Here is a 23,962-nt window from a genome sequence, read left to right as displayed (position 1 = left end):
CCATGAATCTCTTGTCCTCCATCGATGCAACGGAGCTGCCGGTCCCCGCGCTGGATGGCGACGAGCTCTGGTACAAGGACGCCATCATCTACCAGCTTCATGTCAAGGCTTTTGCCGACAGCAACAATGACGGCATCGGCGATTTCGCCGGCCTGACCGAGAAACTCGGCTATCTGCAGGATCTCGGCGTCACCGCGCTATGGCTGCTGCCGTTCTATCCCTCGCCCGGCCGCGACGACGGCTATGACATTGCCGACTACGGCGCCATCAATCCCGATTTCGGGACCATGAAGGATTTCAGGCGCTTCATCGTCGAAGCCAAGCGGCGCGGCCTGCGGGTCATCACCGAGCTCGTCGTCAATCACACATCCGACCAGCACCAATGGTTCAAACGCGCCCGCCGCAGCGACCCGAAGTCAAGCGCGCGCAACTGGTACGTCTGGAGCGACACCGACCAGAAATATCCGGGCACGCGGATCATCTTCACCGACACTGAAAAATCGAACTGGACCTGGGATCCGGAAGCCGGCCAATTCTACTGGCACCGCTTCTTCTCGCACCAGCCGGACCTCAATTTCGACAATCCGCGGGTGGTCCGCGCGATCGTGCAGGTGATGAAGCGCTGGCTCGATGCTGGCGTCGACGGCTTCCGTCTCGACGCCATCCCCTATCTGTGCGAGCGTGACGGCACCAATAACGAGAACCTGCCGGAAACCCACGCCATCATCAGGCAGCTGCGCGCCGAGCTCGACGCCTATGCCAAGGGCAAGGTGTTGCTGGCGGAAGCCAATCAGTGGCCCGAGGACGTCCAGGAATATTTCGGCCGCGGCGACGAATGCCACATGGCCTATCATTTCCCCTTGATGCCGCGGATCTACATGGCGATCGCCCAGGAAGACCGCTTTCCGATCACCGACATCCTGCGCCAGACGCCGGATATCCCGAACAACTGCCAGTGGGCGCTGTTCCTGCGTAACCACGACGAGCTGACGCTGGAAATGGTCACCGACGTCGAGCGCGACTATCTGTGGTCGACCTACGCCAACGATCCCCGCGCCCGCATCAATGTCGGTATCCGCCGGCGCCTGGCGCCGCTGATGGACAACGACCGGCGCAAGATCGAGCTGATGAACTCGCTGCTGCTGTCGTTCCCGGGCACCCCGATCATCTATTACGGTGATGAAATCGGCATGGGCGACAACATCTATCTCGGCGACCGCAATGGCGTGCGCACGCCGATGCAATGGTCGCCAGACCGCAATGGCGGCTTCTCCCGCGCCGATCCGGCGCGGCTTTACGCCCCGACCATCATGGACCCGGTCTACGGCTACGAAGCGGTCAATGTCGAGGCGCAGTCGCGCAGCCTGTCTTCGCTGCTCAGCGCCACCAAGCGGCTGATCTCGATGCGCAAGTCAACGCTGGCATTCGGCCGCGGCACCATGACGTTCATCCGTCCGGTCAATCGCTCGGTGCTGTGCTATGTTCGCCAGTATCAGGACGAGGTCATTCTGTGCGTCGCCAACCTGTCGCGATCGGCGCAGGCGACCGAACTCGATCTCTCCGCCTGGAAGGATCGCGTCCCGCTGGAGATGCTTGGCCGGACCCGCTTTCCGGCGATCGGCGAACTGCCCTACATGATCACGCTGGCGCCCTATGGCTTCTACTGGTTCCAGCTCAAGGAGCGCGACAGGTCGGAGCATGTCGAACCTTCGGCGGTGCCGGAATTCGAGACCCTGGTGGTGCCGCTGGGGGCGACCTGGATGTCGCTGGCGCGAACCCGCAGCGTGTTCGAACGTGACGTGCTGCCGGGGCATCTGGCGCGGACCCGCTGGTATCCGGAGCGTGCGCCGCAGGCGATCCAGCCGGCCCTGACCTCGGCCATTCCATTCTGCGATATCGGCGATAACCGCCCCTGGCTCGTCTTCTTTGAGGCGACGCAACACGGCGAGACCGCCCGCTACGTACTGCCTATGCAGATCGAATGGGTGCGCTTCGACCGCGAGCGCTATAATCCCCGCGCCTTTGCGGCGGTCCGTCAGGGCGCGCGCGAGGGAACGCTGCTGGACGTCGCCACCGACCAGATCTTCATCGCGCTATTGTTGCGCAACCTTCGGGACAATCTGACCGTCGAGGAAGATGGCCTGCGCCTTGAATTCAGGCCGACCGCGCGGCTTTCGGACAAACCGATCAAGCCGCCCGAGCACATCCGCACGGTCGACACCGAACAGCCCTACAGCATCGCACTGGCGGACAACGATTATGTGGTCAAGGTCCACCGCAAGCTCGAATCCGGCATCAATCCCGAGGTCGAGATCGGACGCTTCCTGACCGATATCGCGGGATTTTCCCACGCGCCGGCGCTGCTCGGCAGCGTCGAACTGGTCAATGGCGACGACAGAAGCGCGATCGTGAGCGTGCATGCCTTCGTCGAAAACCAGGGCGATGCCTGGACTGTGACGTCGGCCTATCTCGATCGCTACATCGACGAACAGCGGCTGCTGGCGGCCAGCCAACACTTGAGTGAAAGCGACGAACAGGTGCCCTATCTGCGCTGCATGTCGCATGCCGGAAAGCGCGTCGCCGAGATGCATCTCGCGCTCGCCGCGAGCAACGGCGTGGCGGATTTCTCACCCGAACCGACCGGTTCCGGCGACGTGGCGCGCTGGATCGGCGACGTGACGACCCGGGCCGAGCGGGTGTTCGACACGCTGACGCAGCAGCGCGATGCCATCAGGGAAGCCGATCGTCCGCTGGTCGATCTGGCGCTGGCGCAGCGCGCGAGTTTGCGAGACCGCCTCACTACGCTGTTGCCGCCTGATATCGACAGCCTGAGCATCCGCCTCCATGGCGATTTCCACCTCGGACAGATCCTGATCGTCAAGGACGACATCTTCATTACCGGTTTCGAGGGTGAGCGCCGCCGCCCGCTGGACCAGCGGCGACGCAAGGCGCCCGCCGCGCGCGATGTTGCAGGCTTGATCCGCTCGATCGACTATTCGGCCACCGCGGCGCTGGAGCGCACGTTGAACGTGGCGCCAGACGAGAACGGCAGGCTCGCTGCGGCGCTGGCCGAGTGGCGTGAACGCTCTACGGCGGCGTTTCTTGCCGCTTATCGCGAAGCCATGACAAATCAGCGCCTGTGGCCGGCCGATCCGGTAGCCGCCGAGCAGACGCTGAATTTCTTTGTGCTTGAAAAAGCCTGCTACGAGATCGAATACGAACTGGCCCACCGGCCGGAATGGCTGCGCATCCCGCTGATCGGGATGATCCGAATATTGTCCGGGAATACCAACGAGGCCTCATGACCAAACTGTCCGCCGAGGCCTATGCGATCGTCGAAGGCCGCCACTCCGATCCCTTTCATTACCTCGGTTTGCATACCGAGGACGGCCGCACTGTGGTCCGCGCCTTCCTGCCGGAGGCGTCGAAGGTCGACGCGATCGACGAGCATGGCGCAACGGCGGAGCTTTCACGCATCCATGACGCCGGCCTGTTCGCAGGCGCGCTGCCGAACGGCTCCAGGCGCTACCAGTTGCGCGCCCGGTTCGGCGAGACCGTGGTCGATCTTGACGACCCCTATCGTTTTCCGCCGGTGCTGAGCGATTTGGATCTGTATCTGCTCGGCGAGGGCACCCATCAGCGGATCTACGACAAGCTCGGCGCGCATCCGATGACGCTGGACGGCGTTCCCGGAGTGGCCTTCGTGGTGCTCGCGCCCAATGCGCGCCGGGTCAGCGTGGTCGGCGATTTCAATTTCTGGAATCCGCGGCGGCATCCGATGCGGGTGCGCGGCACCGGCTATTGGGAGCTGTTCGTGCCCCACGCCGCCGCCGGCGACCACTACAAGTTCGATATCATCGGACCGCAGGGCCAGCATCTGCCGCTGAAGGCCGATCCGCTGGCCTTTGCCGCGGAGCTGCGCCCGAGCACCGCGTCCATCGTGCTGGACGAGACCAGATTGCCGCGTCCGCAGCCCGCGCCATCCGGCATCAACGCGCTGAGCGCGCCCGTCTCGATCTACGAGGTCCATCTCGGCTCGTGGCGGCGCAAAGGCAGCAACGAATGGCTGAGCTACCGCGAGCTGGCCGAACAGCTTCCGCGCTATGTCAGGGATCTCGGCTTCACCCATGTCGAATTTCTTCCCGTCAACGAGCATCCGTTCGATGGTTCCTGGGGCTACCAGCCGACCGGCATGTTCGCGCCCACCAGCCGGTTCGGGACACCGGCGGATTTTTGCGCGCTGGTCGACGCCTGCCACCGCGAAGGCCTGGGGGTAATGCTGGACTGGGTGCCCGGGCATTTTCCGGACGATCCGCACGGCCTCGGCCATTTCGACGGCACCGCGCTCTACGAGCACGCCAACCCGCTGCGGGGCCGTCACCTCGACTGGGGCACGCTGATCTACAATTACGGCCGCACCGAAGTCGTCAATTTCCTGGTGTCGAACGCGCTGTTCTGGCTGGAGCGCTATGCCATCGACGGCTTGCGCGTCGACGCGGTCGCTTCCATGCTCTATCTCGACTACAGCCGGCCCGCCGGCGGCTGGATCCCGAACAAATATGGCGGACGCGAAAATCTCGAGGCAATCGATTTCCTGCGCCGCTTCAATACCGAAGTGTTCGCGCGCTTTCCGCAGGCCACCACGGCCGCGGAGGAATCGACCGCATGGCCGCAGGTGTCGCGTCCGGTTGAATATGGCGGGCTCGGATTCGGCTATAAATGGAACATGGGCTGGATGCACGACACGCTGAACTACATCGGCAAGGATCCGATCCACCGCAAGCATCATCACGGCGACATCCTGTTCGGCCTGCATTACGCGTTCTCGGAAAACTTCATCCTGCCGCTGTCGCATGACGAGGTCGTCCACGGCAAGCGCTCGATCCTGGGGCGAATGCCCGGCGACGACTGGCAGCGCTTTGCGAACCTGCGCGCCTATTACAGTTTCATGTTCGCTCATCCCGGCAAGAAGCTGATGTTCATGGGCTGCGAATTCGGCCAGGAGCGCGAATGGAACCACGACCGCGCGCTCGACTGGCATCTGCTCGAACAGAAGAGGCACCTGGGCATCCAAAGCCTGATCCGGGACCTCAACGGGCTTTACCGCACGCTGCCGGCGCTGCACGAGCTGGACTGCGATCCATCCGGCTTCGAATGGATCGTCAACGATGACGCCGCCGGCAACGTGTTCGGCTGGATCCGCAAGGGCAGCGCTGCACGTGCCCGCTGTCTCGTCGTCATCAATTTTTCGCCGAATGTCTATTACAACTACCGTGTCCGGGTGCCGTTCACCGGCAAGTGGCGCGAGGTGCTCAATTCGGACTCCGCGCATTACGGCGGCAGCAATGTCGGGAACGTCGGCGAGGTCGAGGCTTCGGAGGGGCCCGTGCCTGAACTCAATCTCACCGTTCCGCCACTGGCCGCGATATTTCTCGTACCGGAAAGCTGACGCATGCGCCTGACAGCCGGAACGTCCTCCCGCCTCGGTGCAAGCTGGGACGGCCGGGGCACCAATTTTGCGCTGTTCTCCGCCAACGCGCACAAGGTCGAGCTTTGCCTGTTCGACAGCCAGGGCCGCCGCGAGCTCGAGCGCGTCGAACTGCCCGAGCGCACCGAGGATGTCTGGCACGGTTATCTCAACGACGTCGCGCCCGGCCAGCTCTACGGCTATCGCGTTCACGGCCCCTATGAGCCCGAACATGGCCATCGCTTCAACGCCAACAAGCTTCTGCTCGATCCCTATGCCAGGCGCCTTGCCGGCCGGCTGGTCTGGAGCGATGCGCATTTCGCTTATCGCACTGGCAGCGCCCGCGAGGACCTGTCGTTCGACCGCCGCGACAATGCGCGCGGCATGCCGAAGGCCGTCGTCGTCGACGAGACCTTCAACTGGGGCCGGCGCGAAATGCGCCCCAACGTCCCCTGGGAAGACACCATCATCTACGAGGCGCACGTCAAGGGCCTGACCCAGAAGCGCGACGACGTGCCGCCCAACCTGCGCGGCACCTATGGCGGGCTGTCGTCGCCGGCCATGATCGAGCATTTCAAGCGCCTCGGCGTCACCACCATCGAGCTCTTGCCGGTCCACGGCCTGATCGACGACCGGGTGCTGGTTGAAAAGAAGCTGTCGAATTACTGGGGCTACAACACGCTGGCTTTCTTCGCGCCGGAGGCGCGCTATGCGCAGGACAACCCGCTCGACGCCTTCCGCACCACCGTGGCGCGGCTGCATGACGCCGGCATCGAGGTGATGCTCGACGTCGTCTACAACCACACCGCCGAGGGTGACCATATGGGCCCGACGCTGTCGTTCCGCGGCATCGACAACGCCTCCTACTACTGGCTGAAGCCGGACAATCCGCGATTCTACGACGACTTCACCGGCTGCGGCAGCTCGGTCAACCTCACCCATCCGCGGGTGCTGCAGATGGTGATGGATTCGCTGCGCTACTGGGTCGAGATCTGCCATATCGACGGCTTCCGCTTCGACCTCGCCACCACGCTGGCGCGCGGTCCTGACGGTTTCGATCGCAACGCCGCCTTCTTCACCGCGATCCGGCAGGACCCGGTGCTGGCATCGGTGAAGCTGGTCGCCGAGCCGTGGGACCTCGGCTTGGGCGGCTATCAGGTCGGCGCCTTTCCGTCGCAATGGTCGGAATGGAACGACCGCTACCGCAGCACGATGCGGCGCTACTGGAGCGGCGAAGGCAGCCTGATCGGCGAAGTCTCCCGCCGCATGACCGGCTCGTCCGACCTGTTCAACCATGACGGCCGCACGCAACGCGCCAGCGTCAACCACATCACAGTGCATGACGGCTTCACGCTGGCCGATCTGTTCAGCTACAATGAGAAACACAACGAGGCCAACGGCGAGGATAACCGCGACGGATCCAACCACAATCACAGCAACAATTGCGGCCATGAAGGTCCGACCGCCGACGAGAGCATCGTGGCGCTGCGCCGTCAGCTGCGGAAGAACCAGCTGGCATGCCTGTTGCTGGCGCAGGGCCTGCCGCTGATCCTGGCCGGCGACGAGGTCGGCAATTCGCAGTCCGGCAACAACAACGCCTATTGCCAGGACAATGAAATCGGCTGGGTGAGTTGGGCCGGCCTTGGCCGCGAGGGCGATGACCTCACCGACTTCATCGGCTATATCACCGAACTGCGAAGGCGCTTTCCGCAGATCCGCGCACACCGCTGGCTCGACGGGCGGCGCGTCGACGGATCCTACGGCGTGTTGTGGCTGACCCCGGCGGCCGACGAAATGGAGGAGCAGGACTGGAATTTTCCGGAAGGCCGGTTCCTTGCTTATGTATTGGGACCGGTCGAGCATGGTCAGGCGCCGATCTTCATCGTTCTCAATGCCGCGCCCGAACCGATTGTGTTCAAGCTGCCGAAGATGGCGGAATACGCGAGCTGGCAGCAACTGTTGAACACCGCCGACGTAAAGCAGAAGGCCGCCGACTTCGCGCCGGGCAGCGAGACGACGGCACCTCCCCGCTCGGTGCTCGCCTTTGCGGGTTCGGCATGAATGAGCAACCATTCGGCGCACGACTGACGGCGGACGGTGCGTCGTTCCGGCTCTGGGCGCCGGCGGCGAAACGCGTCGACCTGCTGCTGGACAAACCGCACGCCCTGCAGCGCGGCGACGGCGGCTGGTACTCCGCCGATATCGCCGGCGTCAAGGCCGGCGCACGCTACAAATTCCGGATCGACGGCGAGATCGACGTACCCGACCCCGCCTCGGCATTTCAGCCCGACGACGTCTCCGGCCCGAGCGAGCTGATCGATCAATCCAGCTACCAATGGCGCGCGACCGGCTGGCTTGGACGCCCATGGCAGGAAACCGTCCTGCTCGAAAGCCATGTCGGCACTTTCACCGAGGAAGGCAGCTACCGCGCCATGATCGAAAAGCTCGATCATCTCGCGGCCACCGGCATCACAGCGCTGGAATTGATGCCGCTGGCGGATTTCGCGGGCTCCCGCAACTGGGGCTATGACGGCGTGCTGTGGTACGCACCCGACAGCGCCTATGGACGGCCCGACGATCTCAAGACCCTGATCGACGAGGCGCATCTGCGCGGGCTGATGGTGTTCCTCGACGTGGTCTATAACCACTTCGGCCCGGAGGGAAATTACCTCGGCCGCTATGCGCCCGCTTTCTTCACGGAGGCGCAGACGCCCTGGGGCAACGTCATCGACTATCGCGTGCCCGAGGTGCGCGCCTTCGCCATCGGCAACGCGCTGCACTGGCTGCGCCAATACCGTCTCGACGGCTTGCGGCTGGATGCGGTGAACACCATGGCCGACCCGGGTGGGCTCCCGCTGCTGCACGATCTCAGCCGCGCGGCCGGAGAGCTCGCCGCGGCGACCGGCCGGCACATCCATCTGGTCGTCGAAAACGGCGATAACCGCGCGAGCCTGCTGGATGCCGGGCAGGACCCGCCATGCGGCAAATACCGCGCACAATGGAACGACGATTATCACCACGCCTGGCATGTTTTCCTGACCGGCGAGAGCCAGGGCTATTACGGCGACTACACGAGGTCGCCGCTGCGGGACATTGCGCGGGCGCTCGGCTCCGGCTTCGTCTTTCAGGGCGAGGCCTTCGCGTTTCTGGGCGGGCGGCCGCGCGGCGAATCCAGCGGCACACTTTCTCCCACCGCATTCGTCAACTTCCTGCAGAACCACGACCAGATCGGCAACCGCGCGCTCGGCGACCGGCTCGAAAGCATCGCGAGCAGCCGCGCGATCGAAGCCGCTTTAGCGATTACTCTGCTGGCGCCTGCGATCCCGATGCTGTTCATGGGGGAAGAATGGGGCTCGAAAACACCGTTCCCGTTCTTCTGCGATTTCGAGGGCGATCTCGCCGAGGCGGTGCGCAAGGGACGACGCAGGGAGTACGACTGGGCCTATGCGACCTATGGCGACGAGGTGCCCGATCCCCTTGAACAATCGACGTTTCAATCCGCGGTGCCGGATTGGCAGGCGCGCAACGAGGAGCCGGGACAGACGCGGCTGGCGCTGGTGCGGAACCTGCTCGCGACCCGCCACCGCGAAATCGTCCCGCGGCTGGCGGGCACAGCGTTCGGCGAGGCGCATGCGGCGGACAACGGCCTGCTGACGGCAAGCTGGCGTATGGGCAACGGCGCGGCGCTCCGTCTTGAGGCCAACCTGTCGCCCGTCGACATCACCCGCCAGCGAAGCGCGATGGGCGGTACCGCCATCTGGGGCGGCGAGACCGGCGACGTGCTTCCGCCGTGGTCGGTGTTCTGGCGCCTTGCCGCAGGGTAACACCGCGCCGATCAATCCTTCTTGGTCAGCAGCAGATTGCCGCGCTGCTTGATCGCGGCCTGCGCCACTTCGGCAAACCGCAGCAGCAGCCAGGGCAGCGTGACTTCCAGCCGGACATGATCGTCGGCGACATCGATATGACCCGAAGCCGCCTGCCCGAGCGCACGAATACGGAAGATCATGCGGTCCTGCTCCCATCGCTCCTCATCGACGGTCAACACCGGCACGCTGGACGCGGCCCGTGCCAAACCGGCTTTCAGGCGGCGCACCGCCTCTTCGCGGCCGAGGCGATGTGGAATCGAAACGATGAGCGGTGCAGACATCTTGATATCCTCCAGGGATTATTAGCGCGAGATTCCGGGTTCGCGCTTCGCGCGCCCCGGAATGACGGCGGTTAGATCTTCTCCGCCAACTTCTTCATCGCGGCCCTGATCGACGACGCCGCGTCATCGTAACCCTCCCACGCCTTTGTCCGCGCCAGCAGCGCCTGCACGGTGCGCACCGTATAGCGCTTCGGATCGAGATCGCCGCGCAGCTGGGCCCATGTCAGCGGCATCGAGACGGTGGCGCCTTCGCGCGCCCGCGGCGACAGCACCGCGACCGCGGTCGCCAGGCGGTCGTTGCGGAGATAATCGAGAAAGATCTTTCCGCTGCGTAGCTTCTTCGACATGTTGAGCAGATAGCGCCCGGGATCTTCGTTCGCCATCCACCGGCAGACGCCAAGCGCAAAAGCCTTGGCTTCCTTCCAGGTCACCTGGTCCTTGGCGCCACAGGCCAGCGGCGTCACCACATGCAGCCCCTTGCCGCCGGTGGTCTTGCAGAAGCTTTCCAGCCCGAGAGCGGCGAGATGCTGCCGCATGTCCCTGGCGGCTTCGATGACGTCGGAGAATTCGACTTCCGGAGCGGGGTCGAGATCGAACACCAGCCGGCCGGGCACGTCGGGCATATCGGGCGCGCAGTTCCAGGGATGCAGTTCGACGCCGCCGAGCTGCGCCACCGCGGCGAGGCCCTCGACGCGGTCGATCTGCAGATAGGGCTTGCGGTCGCCGGAGACCTTGACCAGCTCCAAAAGGTGCGAGGTGCCGGGCATCGCGTGGCGCTGGAAGAATTTTTCCCCCTTGATGCCGTCGGGGGCGCGGACCACCGAGCATGGCCGCCCCTTGAGATGGCCGATCATCCAGCCGCCGACCGCCTCGAAATATCTGGCGAGATCGAGCTTGGTCACGCCCTTGCCGTCGCCGGCGTCCGGCCACAGCTCCTTGTCGGGCTTCGAGATGATCACGCCCATCACCTCGGCGGACCTGCCCGCCGGCGCGGACCGCACCTTGCCGGGATTGCCTGCGGCTTTGCCGGAGGGGCTGGCGATGTCCACCATGGCAGGCGTCTCCGCCTCGATCTCCTCGGCCGGCTTGTCCTGGCGCAGTCCCTTGAACGCAGCCTGTCGTATGTTGCCGTCCGCGGTCCAGCCGGCGAATTCGATCTCGGCGACCAGCTCGGGCTTCAGCCAGTGCACGTCGCGGGTCTTCTTCGGCGCATCCTTGCCGCCGAACGGGTTCTCGTCGGAACTTGCCGCCTTCAGCGCCGGCATGATCCGCCGCATCGTGTCCTGACCGAAGCCGGTGCCGACGATGCCGACAAAGGCGAGATGGTCGCCGCGATGGACGCCCGCCATCAGCGAGCGGAATTTGCCGTTGGTGGTCTTCCAGCCGCCGATCACGACCTCATGCCCGGCCCGGCACTTTGCCTTGGTCCAGCTCTCGGAACGCCCGGAACGGTAGGGCGCGCTCAGCCTCTTCGAGACGATGCCCTCCAGCGCCAGCTTGCGCGCCGATTGCAGGATGGCGTCGCCGCCGGTCTCGAAATGCTCGACATAGCGGATCAGGTTGCTCCTGCCCTTGCGGGCCTCCAGCAAGTCCTTCAACCGCTGTTTCCGCTGGCCGAGCGGCACGCTGCGAAGGTCCTCGCCGCCGGCAAACAGCAGGTCGAACGCGAAGAAGATCAGGTTGTCGGTCTTGCCGTCGGAGATCGCGGCCTGCAGCGTGGAGAAATCCGGGACGCCGTTGTGGTCGAGCGCGACGATCTCGCCGTCGACCAGCACGTCGGGCAGCGCGCTGCCTTCCCTGGCGATCGCCTTGAACTTGTCGGTCCAGTCCAGCCCCTTGCGGGTCTTCAGCGCGGCCTTGCCGCGCTCGACGCGCATCTGCACCCGGTAGCCGTCGAACTTGATTTCGTGGCACCAGCCCTGCGAGTCCGGCGGTCGCTCGACCAGGGTGCAGAGCTGCGGCGCGACGAAATCCGGCATCGCGGCGACTTTCTTGCCCTTGGTCATCGCGAGCGCCTTCGGCGATGCGCCTTTCCTCTCCGCGCGCGCCTCTGCCGCACTTCCCTCATTCGAATCCCAGACCGCGTCGGCCTTGCCGCGGCCGGCCTTCGCCAGCATGAACGGTTTCGGCGCCCTGCCCTTGCCGGCCGCGATCTCCGCCATCGTCCGTCCCGACGCGATCGACCTGTCCTCATCCAGGATCTGGTTGGCCTCGCCCTCTTTGGCGAACGCGTCGCGATGCTTGATCAGCAGCCAGTTGGTGCGGGTGCCGCCGTCGCGGTCGTGACGCATGCGCACCAGCACCCAGCTGCCGCCGAGCTTGCCGCCGTGCAGGGTGAATTTGAGGTCGCCCTTCTTGAATCCCTTTTCCGGATCGTCGGATTCCCAGAAGCCGCGGTCCCAGAGCTGCACGGTGCCGCCGCCATACTGCCCCTTCGGGATGGTGCCTTCGAAATCGCCGTAGTCGAGCGGATGATCCTCCACCTCGACCGCCAGCCGCTTGTCGTGCGGATCGAGCGAGGGCCCGCGCGCCACCGCCCAGGACTTGAACACGCCGTCAAATTCGAGCCGGAGGTCGTAATGCAGCCGGGTCGCCGCGTGCTTCTGGATCACGAACCGGCGCTGCTTCGAAGCCGCGACCTCGACCTCGCCGGAAGGCTCAGCGGTTCTTTCGAAGTCGCGCTTCTTCCGATAGGTGGACAGGCTCTTGGGGGGCACGGATCGTTCCGTTTCGCGCCGGGACATGCCGAGGATTGTAGTGTCCTGCCGCGGCTATTGGAAAGGCCCTCTCCGTCGCGATTGCGAGCCCGATGACAGGCTCCGCAAAGCAATCCATCGTGCTGCCGAGAACGACACTGGATTGCTTCGTCGCTTTCGCTCCTCGCAATGACGTCAAAACACGGCTTCGCGATCTCGCGGCCTGATGTGCCCGAGCTATGCCAGAAATTTCTGCCCCTTCCAATCAGAAGGGCGCAGGGAAGACCGGGTGCGCGCTGCACCCGCGGTCTCGCGTGCAAATGCACATAGAGAACACGCACACGAGCATACAGGTTCAGCGGAGGCAATCCGGCCTTCCCTGCGCAATGGTTTTACGGCTTATAGCGCGCTCTCCCCGGTGACCGGGCTTTCTTGCCACCGTCGCCCGCGCTCCCTAGCGCGAACTTGACACCAGCGTCGGGGTGTCAGGACCACACGGCTTCGCCGTCCGCCAGCGGCGCGCCCGTCTCGCGCGCCGCCCGCGTCCACCGCAGCCCATCCCTACGTCCGTGACGTTCGCGAAACGCCCCTCCGAGTGGAACGGGATGCGATCGATATAGACTGATTTGCGATTTCTGAAAATCAGAATATTTTTGTGTAAAGGGCTTTACAGATTTTTGGGTGATTTGCCCGTCGGGTCGGCTGGTTGAATCGGCTCAGGAAATCAGGCTGCGCGCGCATTGAATTGCTTCGTCGCGGAGACTGTCATCGGGAGCGAAGTGCTCAGGCGACCGCCGCATAAAGCTCTGTCGTATTCCTGGCGGCGCGCAAGCGGGCGAGATTCTCAGGCGGCCTCAACGTCCGCGCCACCAATGCAAGCGGCCCGATCTGTCCGCTCTCCGCGGCAGCCGGCAACAGCAGCACGAACACGATGTCCACCGCCTGCCCGTCGATGGCGTCGAATTCGACCGGCGCTTTCAACCTCGCCAGCAGCCCAAAGGGGCGCTGCAGATCCGGCAGCCGGGCGTGCGGGATGGCGACACCGCGTCCGATCCCGGTCGAGCCCAATTCTTCGCGCTTGAGCAGGTAGGGCGAGATCTGGTCGACGCGCAGGCCGAGGCTGTCGGCGGCCTTGGCCGCGAATTCCTGCAACAATAGTCGCTTGTTCGAGCCACGGACGTCAATCAGGACGTCGGTTGGCGACAGCAGATCGGAAATCTTCATGGGCGCTCCAGGAGCACGTATGGTCAACAGCATTGATCGGGCCTCAGGCCGGGAGGGCGGATCTAGTCCGCCGCCCGCAGCCGGTAGCCGATCCCGGTCTCGGTCAGAACGAATTGCGGACGCTCTGGATCGGCCTCGATCTTCTGCCGGAGCTGGCGCACATAGACCCGCAGATATTGCGCGTCGGTCAATTCGTCCCACAGCTCCTTCAAGAGAAAGCGGTGGGTCAGGACCTTGCCGGCGTGCTGCACCAGCACGCGCAGCAATTCGTACTCCTTCGGCGACAGCTTGACCTCGCGCTCGCCGACCTTGACGATACGGCGCACCAGGTCGACCGAGAGGTCGCCCGAGCGGAACACCGGGCGCTCGCCATGAACCTGCAATTGATGCCGCAGCGCCGCGCGCATGCGGGCCAGCAGTTCATCCATCCCGAACGGTTTGGTCAGGTAGTCGTCGGCGCCGAGATCGAGCGCCTGCACCTTGCCCGCCTCGTCGCCGCGGCTCGACAGCACCACGATCGGAACGCTGTCGTTGCGGCCGCGGATCATGCGCAGCAGTTCATGGCCTTGGATGTCGGGCAGGCCGAGATCGAGGATGATGAGCGCCGGATTCTGCGCCAGCAATTCCAGCGCGTTCTTGCCATTGGACGCCTCCAGGATCTCGTAGCCCTGGGTGCTCAATCCCATCCGCAGCAGCTTGCGGATCGGCGGCTCGTCGTCGATGACCAGGACCTTGATAGGCGTGGCGTTCATGCGGCGGTATCCAGCGCTTTCGATGCTGAGGGTATCGGCAGCCGGATCGTCAGCACGGCGCCGCTCCGGTCGGTGCGGTTGGCGGCCAGGATCGTACCATGCATGGCCTCGACGAAGCCGCGCGAAATCGCAAGGCCGAGGCCGGTGCCGGGGCGGACATGGTCGCCCTTTTGCGCGCGATAGAACTTGTCGAAGATCATCTCCAGTTCCGCCGGCGGAATACCCTCGCCCTCATCGAGGATCTGCAGGGAGACCCAATCTCTCTCCCGAAATCCCCTGATCGATATCGTGGTGTCGGCCGGCGCATATTTCGCCGCATTGTCCAGGAGATTGAACAGCACCTGCTCGAACAGCACCGCGTCGAGCTCCAGCATCGGCAAGTCGGCGGCGAGTTCCAGCGACACCTTGTGGCCGGCGAGAATCTTGCCGGCGCGCCGCAACCCGCTGCCGACGATCTCGCCGATGTCGTGCGGCGCGGTGTTCGGTACGATGGCGCCGGATTCCAGCTTGGTCATGTCGAGCAGATTGGCGATGAAACGGTTGAGCCGTTCGGACTCGTCGATCACGGTTGCCAGCAGGTCGCGCTTTTCCGGTTCGCTCAGCCCGCTGGCGAGATCGCGCATCGTGGAGGCGGCGCCGAGCACCGAGGCCAGCGGCGTCTTGAGATCGTGAGAGATCGAGGTCAACAGCGCCTGTCGCAGCCGGTCCGACTCCACGGTGCGCTTGACCCGGTCCATGTCCTCCACCAGCTGCACCCGTTCGATCGCGAGCGCGCCCTGATCCATCAGCGCATCGAGCAGACGGCGCTGATCCGGCGTCAGCAGCGGCCCGGTCTTGTCGTCGTCGATGCCGATGACGCCGATCGGCCCGCGTCCGGTCCGCATCGGCAGGAACAGGCGCTTGGCGCCCGGCAGCGTATCCGCGCCGCGCCCGGCCGCGCGGTCGTTACCCCACGCCCAGTTGGCGGCGGCGAGATCGGCCTGGTCCAATTGATCCTCCGGCGGATAGCCCGCCTTGACCGTAATGACGCCGTCCTCCGGCAACAAAAGGACCACCCGTACCTTCAGCATCAAGGCGGTCTGATAGGCGGTCGCCCACAACACGTCGTCCAGCGTCGCGGTGCCGGCGAGCTTGCGGCTGAAGGCATAGAGCGATTCCGTGGTCCGCACCCTGCCGATCGCGGAGACCGCCTGGGTGCGCACCCGCGCCGCCACATTGGAAACCACGATCGCGATCAGCATGAAGAAGAAGAAGGCCGCGACGTTGGTCGGGTCGGTGATCGTGAAGGTGTAGATCGGCGGCAGAAAGAAGAAGTTGTAGCAGAGCGATGCGACCACGCTCGCCAGCACCGATGGCAGCAGGCCGTAACGGACGGCGGCTGCGACTACCGCCGTCAGGAACACGAGATCGACGTTCTCGATCCCCATCCACGGATGAATCAGGAGGCCGGCGCCGAGCGCCACGGCAACCAGCAGCAGCGATATCGCATAGGGAACGGGATCGAACGGCTCCTGCCGTTCGGCGGCGCGCACCGTCTTCTTCGGCACCGGCTCCGCCGCGAGCTCCTCGCCCGCGATCACGTTGACGGTGATATTGCCGGCGCGCCGCACCAGATCGTGCACAACCGAGCCGCGCCGCAGCTCGAACCACCAGGACCGCATCGACTTGCCGATGATGATCTGGGTGACGTTATTGGCCTGCGCGAAGCCGATGATGTCGTCGGCGATCCGGCGCCCGACTCCGGGAATGGTCAGCGCCTCGGCGCCCAGCGTTTCCGCCAGCCGCAGCGTGTCGGCAAGCCGGTCCCGCTGCTCGTCGGTCAGTTGCAGGCTGCGGCGGGTCTCGATGCTGAGCGCGGTCCAGGGCGCGTGCAGGCGATCCGCCAGCCGCCTGGTGTAGCGCACCAGCCCTGCGGCGCGCGGATCCTCGCTGATGCAGACCAGGATGCGCTCGCCCGCGGCCCACGGGCCGGCGATGGCGTTGGCCTGCATATGGGTCAACAGCTGCTCGTCGACGCGCTCGGCGGTCCGCCGCAGCGCCAGCTCGCGCAGCGCGGTCAGATTGCCGGGCGAGAAATAATGCTCCAGCGCGCGCTCGGCCTGTTTGGGGACGTAGACCTTGCCCTCCTTCAGCCGCTGGATCAGGTCGTCGGGCGTGAGATCGATCAGCTCGATCGCATCGGCGCGGTCGAACACCGAATCCGGCACGGTTTCGCGCACCCGCACATGGGTGATCTGGGCGACCACGTCGTTGAGGCTTTCGATGTGCTGGATATTGACCGCGGTATAGACGTCGATGCCGCGGGAGAGCAGTTCCTCGACGTCGAGGTAGCGCTTGGGGTGGCGGCTGCCGGGAGCGTTGGTGTGGGCGAGCTCGTCGACCAGCGCGATTCCGGGGCGGCGTGCGATCAGCGCGTCGAGGTCCATCTCCTCGATGACCTGGTCCTTGTACTCGATCCGCTTGCGCGGCAGGACCTCGAGGCCATGCAGCAGCGCTTCTGTCTCCGCCCGTCCGTGGGTCTCGACCACGCCGACCACGACGTCGACCCCGGCCTTCACCTTGGCGTGAGCGCTCTGCAGCATCTCATAGGTCTTGCCGACGCCGGGAGCGGCGCCGACGAAGATCTTGAGCCGGCCGGCCTGGCTGCTTTCTCGCCGGGCTGCTTCCAGCAGGGCCTCCGGCGAGGGTCTTTTTTCAGGATCGCGGCGCTGATTTGCCATGCGGCATTATAGTCCTCGCGCCAGGCCGGGCCTAGCCGGCGTCGTTACTTGGATGCAGCCGCGTCCAGCGCCAGATTGAGCGCCAGCACGTTGACCCGCGGTTCGCCAAGAAATCCGGCGAGGCGGCCCTTGGTATTGTCCGTAACCAGTTGGCGGACGCGATCTTCAGGCATATTTCGGGCCTTCGCAACACGCGGCACCTGGAATAGCGCGGCTTCCGGCGAGATATCGGGATCGAGGCCGCTGCCCGAGGTGGTGACGAGATCGACCGGCACGGAAGCCGTGGCGTTTTCGGCCTTCAGCTTCTCGACGTCCTCCTTGATCCGGTCGTTCAGGGCCTTGCTGGTCGGGCCGAGATTGGAGCCGGAGGAATTGGCCGCGTTATACGGCACCGAGGTGGTCTTGGTCGAATCGGCCGGATCCGGGCCCGAGGTCGCCGACGGCCGGCCATGGAAGTATTTGTCGTCCTTGAATTCCTGCCCGATCAGGGCGGATCCGATCACCTTGCCGTCCTTCTCGATCAGGCTGCCTTGCGCCTGCTTCGGAAACAGCACGCCGGCAATGGCGGTCATGGCGAGCGGATAGGCGAGGCCCGTGATCAGCGTCAGCAGGACCAGCACGATGATGGCGGGGCGGATTTCTTTCAACATGATAGGTCTCCACAGAGTGTCGTCATTGCGAGGAGCGAAGCGATGAAGCAATCCATTACTTTCCTGAGGCTCGATGGATTGCTTCGCTGCGCTCGCAATAACGGTTGTGTTTCAGGCCAGGTGCAAAGCGGCGACGATGAGGTCGATCGCCTTGATGCCGATGAAGGGAATGATGATGCCGCCGACGCCGTAGATCATCAGGTTGCGGCGCAAGAGCGCGCCGGCGCCGATGGCGCGATACCCCACGCCTTTCAGGGCCAGCGGAATCAACGCGATGATGATCAGCGCATTGAAGATGATCGCCGACAGGATGGCGCTCTGCGGGCTCGCCAGATGCATGATGTTGAGTGCATCGAGCTGCGGGTAGAACGTCAGGAAGATCGCCGGGATGATGGCGAAGTATTTCGCCACGTCGTTGGCGATCGAGAACGTGGTGAGCGCGCCGCGGGTCATCAACAGCTGCTTGCCGATTTCGACCACCTCGATCAGTTTTGTGGGGTTGGAGTCGAGATCGACCATGTTGCCGGCCTCGCGGGCGGCCTGGGTGCCGGTGTTCATGGCGACGCCGACGTCGGCTTGCGCCAGCGCGGGCGCGTCATTGGTGCCGTCGCCGCACATCGCGACCAGCTTGCCCTTGGCCTGCTCGTCGCGGATCAGCTTCAGCTTGTCCTCGGGCGTCGCCTGCGCCAGGAAATCGTCGACGCCAGCTTCAGCGGCAATCGCCGCCGCGGTCATCGGATTGTCGCCGGTGATCATGATGGTGCGGATGCCCATCCGGCGCAGTTCGGCGAAGCGCTCGCGGATGCCGCCCTTGACGATGTCCTTGAGCTGGACGACGCCGAGCAGACGGCCGTCCTTGGCCACCGCCAGCGGGGTGCCGCCAGACTTGGCGATCTCATCCGAAATCGCCTGGATATCGCGGGCGATATCGGAATTCGCGGCGGACTGAAGCGACCGCACGGTGTTTCCAGCCGCAATCGTATGCGTTCCGCTTCCACCGGTGACATAGTTCAGGATCGCATCGACCGCGCCCTTGCGGACCGCGGACGCGCCGGCGTCGACACCGCTCATGCGGGTTTGCGCCGTGAACGGAATGAACGTCGCGTTGAGTTCCGCCATGTCGCGGCTACGGATGCCGTATTTCTCCTTCGCCAGCACCACGATCGAGCGCCCTTCCGGGGTCTCGTCCGCCAGTGAGGCAAGCTGGGCCGCATCGGCAAGCTCCTGCTCGGTGACGCCGCGGACGGGACGGAACGCCGTCGCCTGCCGGTTGCCGAGCGTGATGGTGCCGGTCTTGTCGAGCAGCAGGGTGTCGACGTCGCCGGCGGCCTCGACCGCGCGGCCGGACATCGCCAGCACATTGAAGCGCACCAGCCGGTCCATGCCGGCGATGCCGATCGCCGACAGCAGCGCGCCGATAGTGGTCGGAATCAGCGTGACGAACAGCGCCACCAGCACCACCACCGACACCGAACCGCCGGCATAGGCCGCATAGCTCGGGATCGTAACCGTCGCGAATATGAAGATGATGGACAGGCCCGCGAGCAGGATATTGAGCGCGATCTCGTTCGGTGTTTTCTGCCGCTCGGCGCCTTCGACCAGCTTGATCATGCGATCGATGAAGGTCGATCCCTGCGCCGCGGTGATGCGGACGCGGATCCAGTCCGACAGCACCTGGGTGCCGCCGGTGACCGCCGAGCGGTCGCCGCCGGATTCGCGGATCACCGGCGCGGATTCGCCTGTTATCGCGGCCTCGTTGACCGAGGCAACGCCCTCGATCACTTCGCCATCGGAGGGAATATTGTCGCCGGCCTCGACCAGCACGACGTCGCCGACCTTGAGGCTGGTGCCGGAGACCAGACGATAGGCCTTGTCGGAACCGGTCACGAGCTTGGCCTGGCTCTCGGTGCGGGTCCTCTTCAGCGACTCGGCCTGCGCCTTGCCGCGGCCTTCCGCGACGGCCTCGGCGAAATTGGCGAACAGCACCGTGAACCACAGCCACAGGATGATCTGGAAGGTGAAGGCGAGGTTGGCGCCGCCGGTCACGAGGTCGCGCAGGAAGATCACCGTGGTGAGTGCGGCGACGACCTCGACCACGAACATCACGGGGTTCTTGATCATCAGCCGCGGATCGAGTTTTGTCACCGCCGCGCCTATGGCGGGCATCACGATCTTCGGATCGAGCATCGCCGACACCGGCATCCGCTTGTTCAATTTATGAACGACTTCCATGGACGTAACTCCGAAATGAGTTCGATCAGAACAGGGTGTTGGCGTTGCCGGCGAGATGCTCGACGATCGGGCCGAGCGCCAGCGCCGGGAAGAAGGTGAGACCGCCGATGATCAGGATCACGCCGACAACCAGGCCGACGAACAGCCCGCCGGTGGTCGGCAGCGTGCCGGCAGACGGCGGAATCGACTTCTTCGCGGCCAGCGAACCCGCCAGCGCCATGGCCGGGATGATCATCAGGAACCGGCCGACGAACATCGAACTGGCCAGCGTGAGATTGTAGAAGAAGGTGTTGCCGGTGAGCCCGCCGAACGCCGAGCCGTTGTTGCCGGTTGCCGAGCTGAAGGCGTAGAGCACCTCGGTAAAACCGTGCGGGCCGGCGTTGGCCATCGACGCCACGGCCGGCGGAAACACCACGGCGACAGCGGTCCAGCCGAGGATCATCAGCGGCAGGATCAGGATGGCAAGCATCGCCATCTTGACCTCGCGCGCCTCGATCTTCTTGCCGACATATTCCGGGGTGCGGCCGACCATCAGGCCCGCGACGAAGATCGCCAGCACGACGAACAGCAGCATGCCGTACATGCCGGCGCCGACGCCGCCGACGATGATTTCGCCGAGCTGCATGTTGATGAGCGGAATCATGCCGCCGAGCGCGGTGAAGCTATCATGCATGGCGTTGACGGCACCGCAGGAAGCCGCCGTGGTGATGACCGCGAACAGCGATGACGCGACGATGCCGAAGCGGACCTCCTTGCCCTCCATGTTGCCGCCGCTCAGTCCGAGCGCGCTCAGCGCAGTCGTACCATTGGCCTCCGCCCAGTAGGTGACGGCCACGCCCGATATGAACAATACGCCCATCACCGCCAGGATCGCCCAGCCCTGGCGCTGGTTGCCGACCATGCGGCCGAACACGTTGGTAAGGGCTGCGCCGAGCACGAAGATCGAAAGCATCTGCACGAAGTTCGACAGCGCGGTCGGGTTCTCGAACGGGTGCGCGGCATTGGCGTTGAAGAAGCCGCCGCCATTGGTGCCGAGCATCTTGATGGCGACCTGGGAGGCGACCGGCCCGACGGCAATGGTTTGTTTCGCGCCTTCCAATGTCGTGGCATCGACATAGGCGCCAAGCGTCTGCGGCATGCCCTGCCAGACCAGGAACAGGGTGTAGACGATGCAGATCGGCAGCAGGACATAGAGAGTGCAGCGCGTCACATCGACCCAGAAATTGCCGATGGTACGCATCGAGGAACGGGAGAAGCCGCGGATCAGCGCCACCGCCAGTGCGATGCCGGTCGCCGCCGACAGGAAGTTCTGGTGGGTCAGGCCCAGCATCTGCACCAGGTAGGACAGCGTGCTTTCGCCGCCGTAGTTCTGCCAGTTGGTATTGGTGATGAAGCTGATCGCGGTGTTGAAGGACAGGTCCTCAGCGACCGCGGACTGCTCCTGCGGATTGAACGGCAACACCGCCTGCAGGCGCATCAGCGCGTAGAGAACGAGAAACCCCGCGACGTGGAACAACAGCATCGCGACGGTGTAGGTCAGCCAGTGCTGCTCCCGCTTCTCGTCGACACCGCCGATCCAGTAAAGTCCGGCCTCGACCGGGCGCAGGACTGGGGACAGAAAAGTGCCCTCACCGTTGAAGACGCGCGTCATGTACCAGCCGAGCGGCTTTGCCAGCGCGACGACGATGGCGCAGTACAGAATGATTTGAATCCAGCCAATGACAGTCATGGTCGTATGCCTTTAGATGTGCGGGATCGGCGCGCGGAGCAGTCAGAACCGCTCTGGCCGCAGCAGGGCGTAGGTCAGGTAAAACAGCAGCCCGGCGGAGACGATGGCGGCGAGTGAATAATCGAAGATCATGATCGTTCTCCCCCTAAAGCCGTTCGCAGGCATAGGCGTAGCCTATGCCCACCGCGAACAGGCCGAAGCCGAGGGCCAGCATGACGATGTCCAGCATGAGGTGCTCCTTGTCGCGCTTGTTTTTCCGGTGCGCGACCATTGCGTGTTCCCGGCAAGGCGGATTGCGGCAGATCAAGTGCGGATCAGGAAGCTGCAATCCGGGCCCTGCCCGTGTCGGTGGCTGTGAGGTGCCACTCGCCGCATAGGTTTTCGAGACGAGAGCCGCGGCGACGTTATAGGAATCTCATAAGTATCCGTCGTCCCAGCGCACGCCGGAACGACGACATAAAAGAGTAGGCCTTCCCCGCGATACCTTTATGAAATCCTTATATTTCGGGTCCCCGCCCCACCTCGCTTTCAAATGGCGTCTTGACCATCCTGCCGGTGCGGCCGTGGATCGCGGCCGCACTTGAAGCGAGATACCGCCATGTTTGCCCTTTCAGAACGCCAGCAACCCGCCGGGATCCATGACCGGCTGCGCCAGGCGCATGCCGTGACGGCAGAGCTGATATCGGACGTGATCGGCGAGACCTGCCAGCGCCTTGCGGCGATCGGCCCGACCGAAAAGACCGCGCGCATCCGGCGCCTGATCCAATCGGAGGCCTGGACCGATGCCGCGCTCGCACTGATCGATCTGGAAATACCGCAATGGCGGCTTCGCCGCATCGCCTATGACGAAGGCGAATGGCATTGCGCGCTGTCGCGCCAACGCGAACTGCCGGAGTGGCTCGACCAGTCGATCGAGGCCCGTCATGCGGACTTGCCGCTGGCGATCCTGAGCGCGTTCGTGGAGGCGAAGGCCGCGAGCGCGCCGGCGAGCCGGACCAGCGTCCCCGCCGTACCGCGCAACGCCGACGCGATCTACGAGCCTGTGCTGAGCGAAAATTTCGCCTGAGCGCCGCGAACGACGCGGGGTCGCGGCCTGCCGCGACCGGTCTCGCGAACCGTTGAGAGTGGGTTTGCAGCCTTGGTACAGCTTCCGAACCTGCCGCAGGAACTGAGATCGATCCAGGTGCTGGTTCGCTTCCTGCTGCGAATGGCCATCCTGACGGCGTTCGCCGCGTTCGGCGGCGTCGGCTTCGGCACGAGCCTTGCCGCGCTGCTGTGGATGGCTGCGATTCTCGGCGCCGTCGTCGGCGCCATCAAGCGCGAGCCGCCGTTCGACGCGGTTCTCAATCACTGGGATGAAATGATGGCCTACACGGCGCTGTGCTGCCTGGTCAGCGGATTCAACCAATCCGTCCCGGTTTGAAACGCCGGACGCGCGATCCTATACCGCACTTATGAGATCGCTGTCGGGCCGCCCTCGAATTCATATCCGGCCGGGAAGATATTGGCGGCATGAGTCAAGCAGTCTCCCGGCCATCCGGGAGCGCGCGAGGCTCACCACCGGAAGGAATACCAACGTGAAGCTCGTCGAACCTCCATCGTGCAGCTCGCTCTCTGCCATCGTCTTCATCGGCAAGAACAGCCGCGGCCACTGGGTCGCCCAGGAACAGAGCGGTCTCTATGGCGGCCTGTTCGTCAGCCGTGCGCAAGCCTACAAATATGCGCTGTTCGAGAACGGCCATCATCCCGAAACCATCGTCGAAGTCTCCCGCGGGATCGAACTCGACATGGCTGGCCGCCCCGCCTCCGATGCCCCGCAAGCAACCGGCGTGCTGGCACGGCGCTTCGCATGACAGGACGGCGCGCCAGCGTCCAGGAAAGCAGTCAGGAGAGCAAGATGAGCGAGTCCCATTCCGGTTCGAACCGCGAGCTGGTCGTCGATACCATGATCGGGCTCACACGCCTGTCCAGCCTGCATCGCGCCATCGTCGCCGGCAGCGATCGAATGGAAATGTACCTTGCGCTGCGGCGGCGCGGATTCGTTCGCGTCGCCACTCCCGAGACCTGCCGCATCGCAACGGCGCAGCACGCGGTCGGCCTGATCACGGGCCAGAACTCGCTGCAGGCTATCGAGGCTGCGCTCGCCCGGATCTCGCCGTTCCTCTGCACCAGCGCGGCCGTCGCCGTCTTGATCGATTCCCGTGAAAGCGGCTTCTGCCAGAAAATCCGCAACAAGCTGGAGCAGATGGGTTTCCGGATCGAGGCCGGTGTCCGGTGCCAGCAGGGCCTCGTGCTCTCGGCCTGCCGGCAGAGCTTCGGCCAGATGGAAAGTGCGGCGTGAAATT

General features: G+C 64.6%; 18 protein-coding genes. 8 read left to right on the top strand and 10 right to left on the bottom strand.

Translation table 11 applies throughout. The features are described from left to right. Window positions 1-2: 2 nt before the first annotated feature. The 4 genes from treS to treZ are packed head-to-tail and all read left to right on the top strand — an operon-like array spanning window position 3 to window position 9,291. Window positions 3-3,305, top strand: coding sequence for a maltose alpha-D-glucosyltransferase (gene treS / locus KMZ68_RS06425; protein ID WP_215614999.1), 3,303 nt, complete (start codon window positions 3-5; stop codon window positions 3,303-3,305). Continuing rightward, entirely contained in the window at window positions 3,302-5,449 is a 2,148-nt protein-coding gene (gene glgB / locus KMZ68_RS06420; protein WP_215614998.1) for a 1,4-alpha-glucan branching protein GlgB, read from the top strand. The genes treS and glgB overlap by 4 nt, the downstream gene beginning before the upstream one ends. A gap of 3 nt (window positions 5,450-5,452) precedes the next feature. Further along, on the top strand, window positions 5,453-7,528 hold the full coding sequence (glgX, locus tag KMZ68_RS06415; protein WP_215614997.1) for a glycogen debranching protein GlgX: 2,076 nt from the start codon (window positions 5,453-5,455) through the stop codon (window positions 7,526-7,528). After that, window positions 7,525-9,291, top strand: a complete 1,767-nt coding sequence (gene treZ, locus KMZ68_RS06410; RefSeq protein ID WP_215614996.1) for a malto-oligosyltrehalose trehalohydrolase — start codon at window positions 7,525-7,527, stop codon at window positions 9,289-9,291. Before glgX ends, treZ begins: the two co-directional genes overlap by 4 nt. 11 nt (window positions 9,292-9,302) lie before the next feature. Here the strand turns inward: treZ and KMZ68_RS06405 are convergent, their stop codons facing one another. The 10 genes from KMZ68_RS06405 to KMZ68_RS26100 form a co-directional block, all read right to left on the bottom strand. Continuing rightward, window positions 9,303-9,614 carry a polyhydroxyalkanoic acid system family protein gene (locus KMZ68_RS06405; protein ID WP_215614995.1) on the bottom strand — a complete coding sequence of 104 codons (312 nt, stop codon included), beginning with the start codon at window positions 9,612-9,614 and terminating at the stop codon, window positions 9,303-9,305. A 71-nt stretch (window positions 9,615-9,685) separates the two neighbouring features. After that, the gene (gene ligD / locus KMZ68_RS06400) at window positions 9,686-12,331 is read right to left on the bottom strand and encodes a DNA ligase D (RefSeq protein ID WP_249779545.1); all 2,646 of its coding nucleotides are present in this window, start codon (window positions 12,329-12,331) and stop codon (window positions 9,686-9,688) included. Between the two features lie 762 nt (window positions 12,332-13,093). Beyond that, window positions 13,094-13,534 (bottom strand): PTS sugar transporter subunit IIA, encoded by a 441-nt coding sequence (locus KMZ68_RS06395; protein WP_215614993.1) that lies wholly within the window; start codon window positions 13,532-13,534, stop codon window positions 13,094-13,096. Between the two features lie 62 nt (window positions 13,535-13,596). Next, the gene (locus tag KMZ68_RS06390; protein ID WP_215605229.1) at window positions 13,597-14,286 is read right to left on the bottom strand and encodes a response regulator; all 690 of its coding nucleotides are present in this window, start codon (window positions 14,284-14,286) and stop codon (window positions 13,597-13,599) included. Beyond that, on the bottom strand, window positions 14,283-17,006 hold the full coding sequence (locus KMZ68_RS06385) for a sensor histidine kinase (RefSeq protein WP_215614992.1): 2,724 nt from the start codon (window positions 17,004-17,006) through the stop codon (window positions 14,283-14,285). The genes KMZ68_RS06390 and KMZ68_RS06385 overlap by 4 nt, the downstream gene beginning before the upstream one ends. 44 nt (window positions 17,007-17,050) lie before the next feature. Beyond that, window positions 17,051-17,656, bottom strand: coding sequence for a K(+)-transporting ATPase subunit C (locus KMZ68_RS06380; protein WP_215614991.1), 606 nt, complete (start codon window positions 17,654-17,656; stop codon window positions 17,051-17,053). Between the two features lie 111 nt (window positions 17,657-17,767). Continuing rightward, window positions 17,768-19,888: a potassium-transporting ATPase subunit KdpB gene (gene kdpB / locus KMZ68_RS06375; protein WP_215614990.1), complete on the bottom strand. Its 2,121-nt coding sequence runs from the start codon at window positions 19,886-19,888 to the stop codon at window positions 17,768-17,770. 25 nt (window positions 19,889-19,913) lie between these two features. Beyond that, window positions 19,914-21,617 (bottom strand): potassium-transporting ATPase subunit KdpA, encoded by a 1,704-nt coding sequence (kdpA, locus tag KMZ68_RS06370; protein ID WP_215614989.1) that lies wholly within the window; start codon window positions 21,615-21,617, stop codon window positions 19,914-19,916. 42 nt (window positions 21,618-21,659) lie between these two features. Next, window positions 21,660-21,749 (bottom strand): K(+)-transporting ATPase subunit F, encoded by a 90-nt coding sequence (locus tag KMZ68_RS06365; protein ID WP_215614988.1) that lies wholly within the window; start codon window positions 21,747-21,749, stop codon window positions 21,660-21,662. A gap of 13 nt (window positions 21,750-21,762) precedes the next feature. Beyond that, on the bottom strand, window positions 21,763-21,888 hold the full coding sequence (locus tag KMZ68_RS26100) for a hypothetical protein (RefSeq protein ID WP_256443697.1): 126 nt from the start codon (window positions 21,886-21,888) through the stop codon (window positions 21,763-21,765). Window positions 21,889-22,215: 327 nt separating this feature from the next. On the opposite strand from KMZ68_RS26100, the gene KMZ68_RS06360 reads away from it, so the two are divergent. The 4 genes from KMZ68_RS06360 (at window position 22,216) to KMZ68_RS06345 (ending at window position 23,958) form a co-directional block, all read left to right on the top strand. Continuing rightward, the gene (locus tag KMZ68_RS06360) at window positions 22,216-22,683 is read left to right on the top strand and encodes a hypothetical protein (RefSeq protein WP_215614987.1); all 468 of its coding nucleotides are present in this window, start codon (window positions 22,216-22,218) and stop codon (window positions 22,681-22,683) included. A gap of 72 nt (window positions 22,684-22,755) precedes the next feature. After that, window positions 22,756-23,040, top strand: coding sequence for a hypothetical protein (locus tag KMZ68_RS06355; protein ID WP_249779544.1), 285 nt, complete (start codon window positions 22,756-22,758; stop codon window positions 23,038-23,040). 154 nt (window positions 23,041-23,194) lie between these two features. Continuing rightward, on the top strand, window positions 23,195-23,470 hold the full coding sequence (locus KMZ68_RS06350) for a hypothetical protein (protein ID WP_215614986.1): 276 nt from the start codon (window positions 23,195-23,197) through the stop codon (window positions 23,468-23,470). 44 nt (window positions 23,471-23,514) lie between these two features. Further along, a complete protein-coding gene (locus KMZ68_RS06345) occupies window positions 23,515-23,958 on the top strand; it encodes a hypothetical protein (protein ID WP_215614985.1) in 444 nt (147 codons plus the stop codon). Window positions 23,959-23,962 lie beyond the last annotated feature (4 nt).

It is taken from the genome of Bradyrhizobium sediminis (genome assembly GCF_018736105.1).
In the GTDB taxonomy this organism is placed as follows: Bacteria; Pseudomonadota; Alphaproteobacteria; order Rhizobiales; family Xanthobacteraceae; genus Bradyrhizobium.
The sequence above is the reverse complement of the archived record's forward strand: the minus strand, read 5'-3'. Positions and strand labels throughout refer to the sequence as shown.

Coding starts and splice junctions, on each gene's coding strand:
- treS (WP_215614999.1), top strand. CDS start 3: ATGAATCTCTTGTCCTCCATCGATGCAACGGAGCTGCCGGTCCCCGCG.
- glgB (WP_215614998.1), top strand. CDS start 3,302: ATGACCAAACTGTCCGCCGAGGCCTATGCGATCGTCGAAGGCCGCCAC.
- glgX (WP_215614997.1), top strand. CDS start 5,453: ATGCGCCTGACAGCCGGAACGTCCTCCCGCCTCGGTGCAAGCTGGGAC.
- treZ (WP_215614996.1), top strand. CDS start 7,525: ATGAATGAGCAACCATTCGGCGCACGACTGACGGCGGACGGTGCGTCG.
- KMZ68_RS06405 (WP_215614995.1), bottom strand. CDS start 9,614: ATGTCTGCACCGCTCATCGTTTCGATTCCACATCGCCTCGGCCGCGAA.
- KMZ68_RS06395 (WP_215614993.1), bottom strand. CDS start 13,534: ATGAAGATTTCCGATCTGCTGTCGCCAACCGACGTCCTGATTGACGTC.
- KMZ68_RS06390 (WP_215605229.1), bottom strand. CDS start 14,286: ATGAACGCCACGCCTATCAAGGTCCTGGTCATCGACGACGAGCCGCCG.
- KMZ68_RS06385 (WP_215614992.1), bottom strand. CDS start 17,006: ATGGCAAATCAGCGCCGCGATCCTGAAAAAAGACCCTCGCCGGAGGCC.
- KMZ68_RS06380 (WP_215614991.1), bottom strand. CDS start 17,656: ATGTTGAAAGAAATCCGCCCCGCCATCATCGTGCTGGTCCTGCTGACG.
- kdpB (WP_215614990.1), bottom strand. CDS start 19,888: ATGGAAGTCGTTCATAAATTGAACAAGCGGATGCCGGTGTCGGCGATG.
- kdpA (WP_215614989.1), bottom strand. CDS start 21,617: ATGACTGTCATTGGCTGGATTCAAATCATTCTGTACTGCGCCATCGTC.
- KMZ68_RS06365 (WP_215614988.1), bottom strand. CDS start 21,749: ATGATCTTCGATTATTCACTCGCCGCCATCGTCTCCGCCGGGCTGCTG.
- KMZ68_RS26100 (WP_256443697.1), bottom strand. CDS start 21,888: ATGGTCGCGCACCGGAAAAACAAGCGCGACAAGGAGCACCTCATGCTG.
- KMZ68_RS06360 (WP_215614987.1), top strand. CDS start 22,216: ATGTTTGCCCTTTCAGAACGCCAGCAACCCGCCGGGATCCATGACCGG.
- KMZ68_RS06345 (WP_215614985.1), top strand. CDS start 23,515: ATGAGCGAGTCCCATTCCGGTTCGAACCGCGAGCTGGTCGTCGATACC.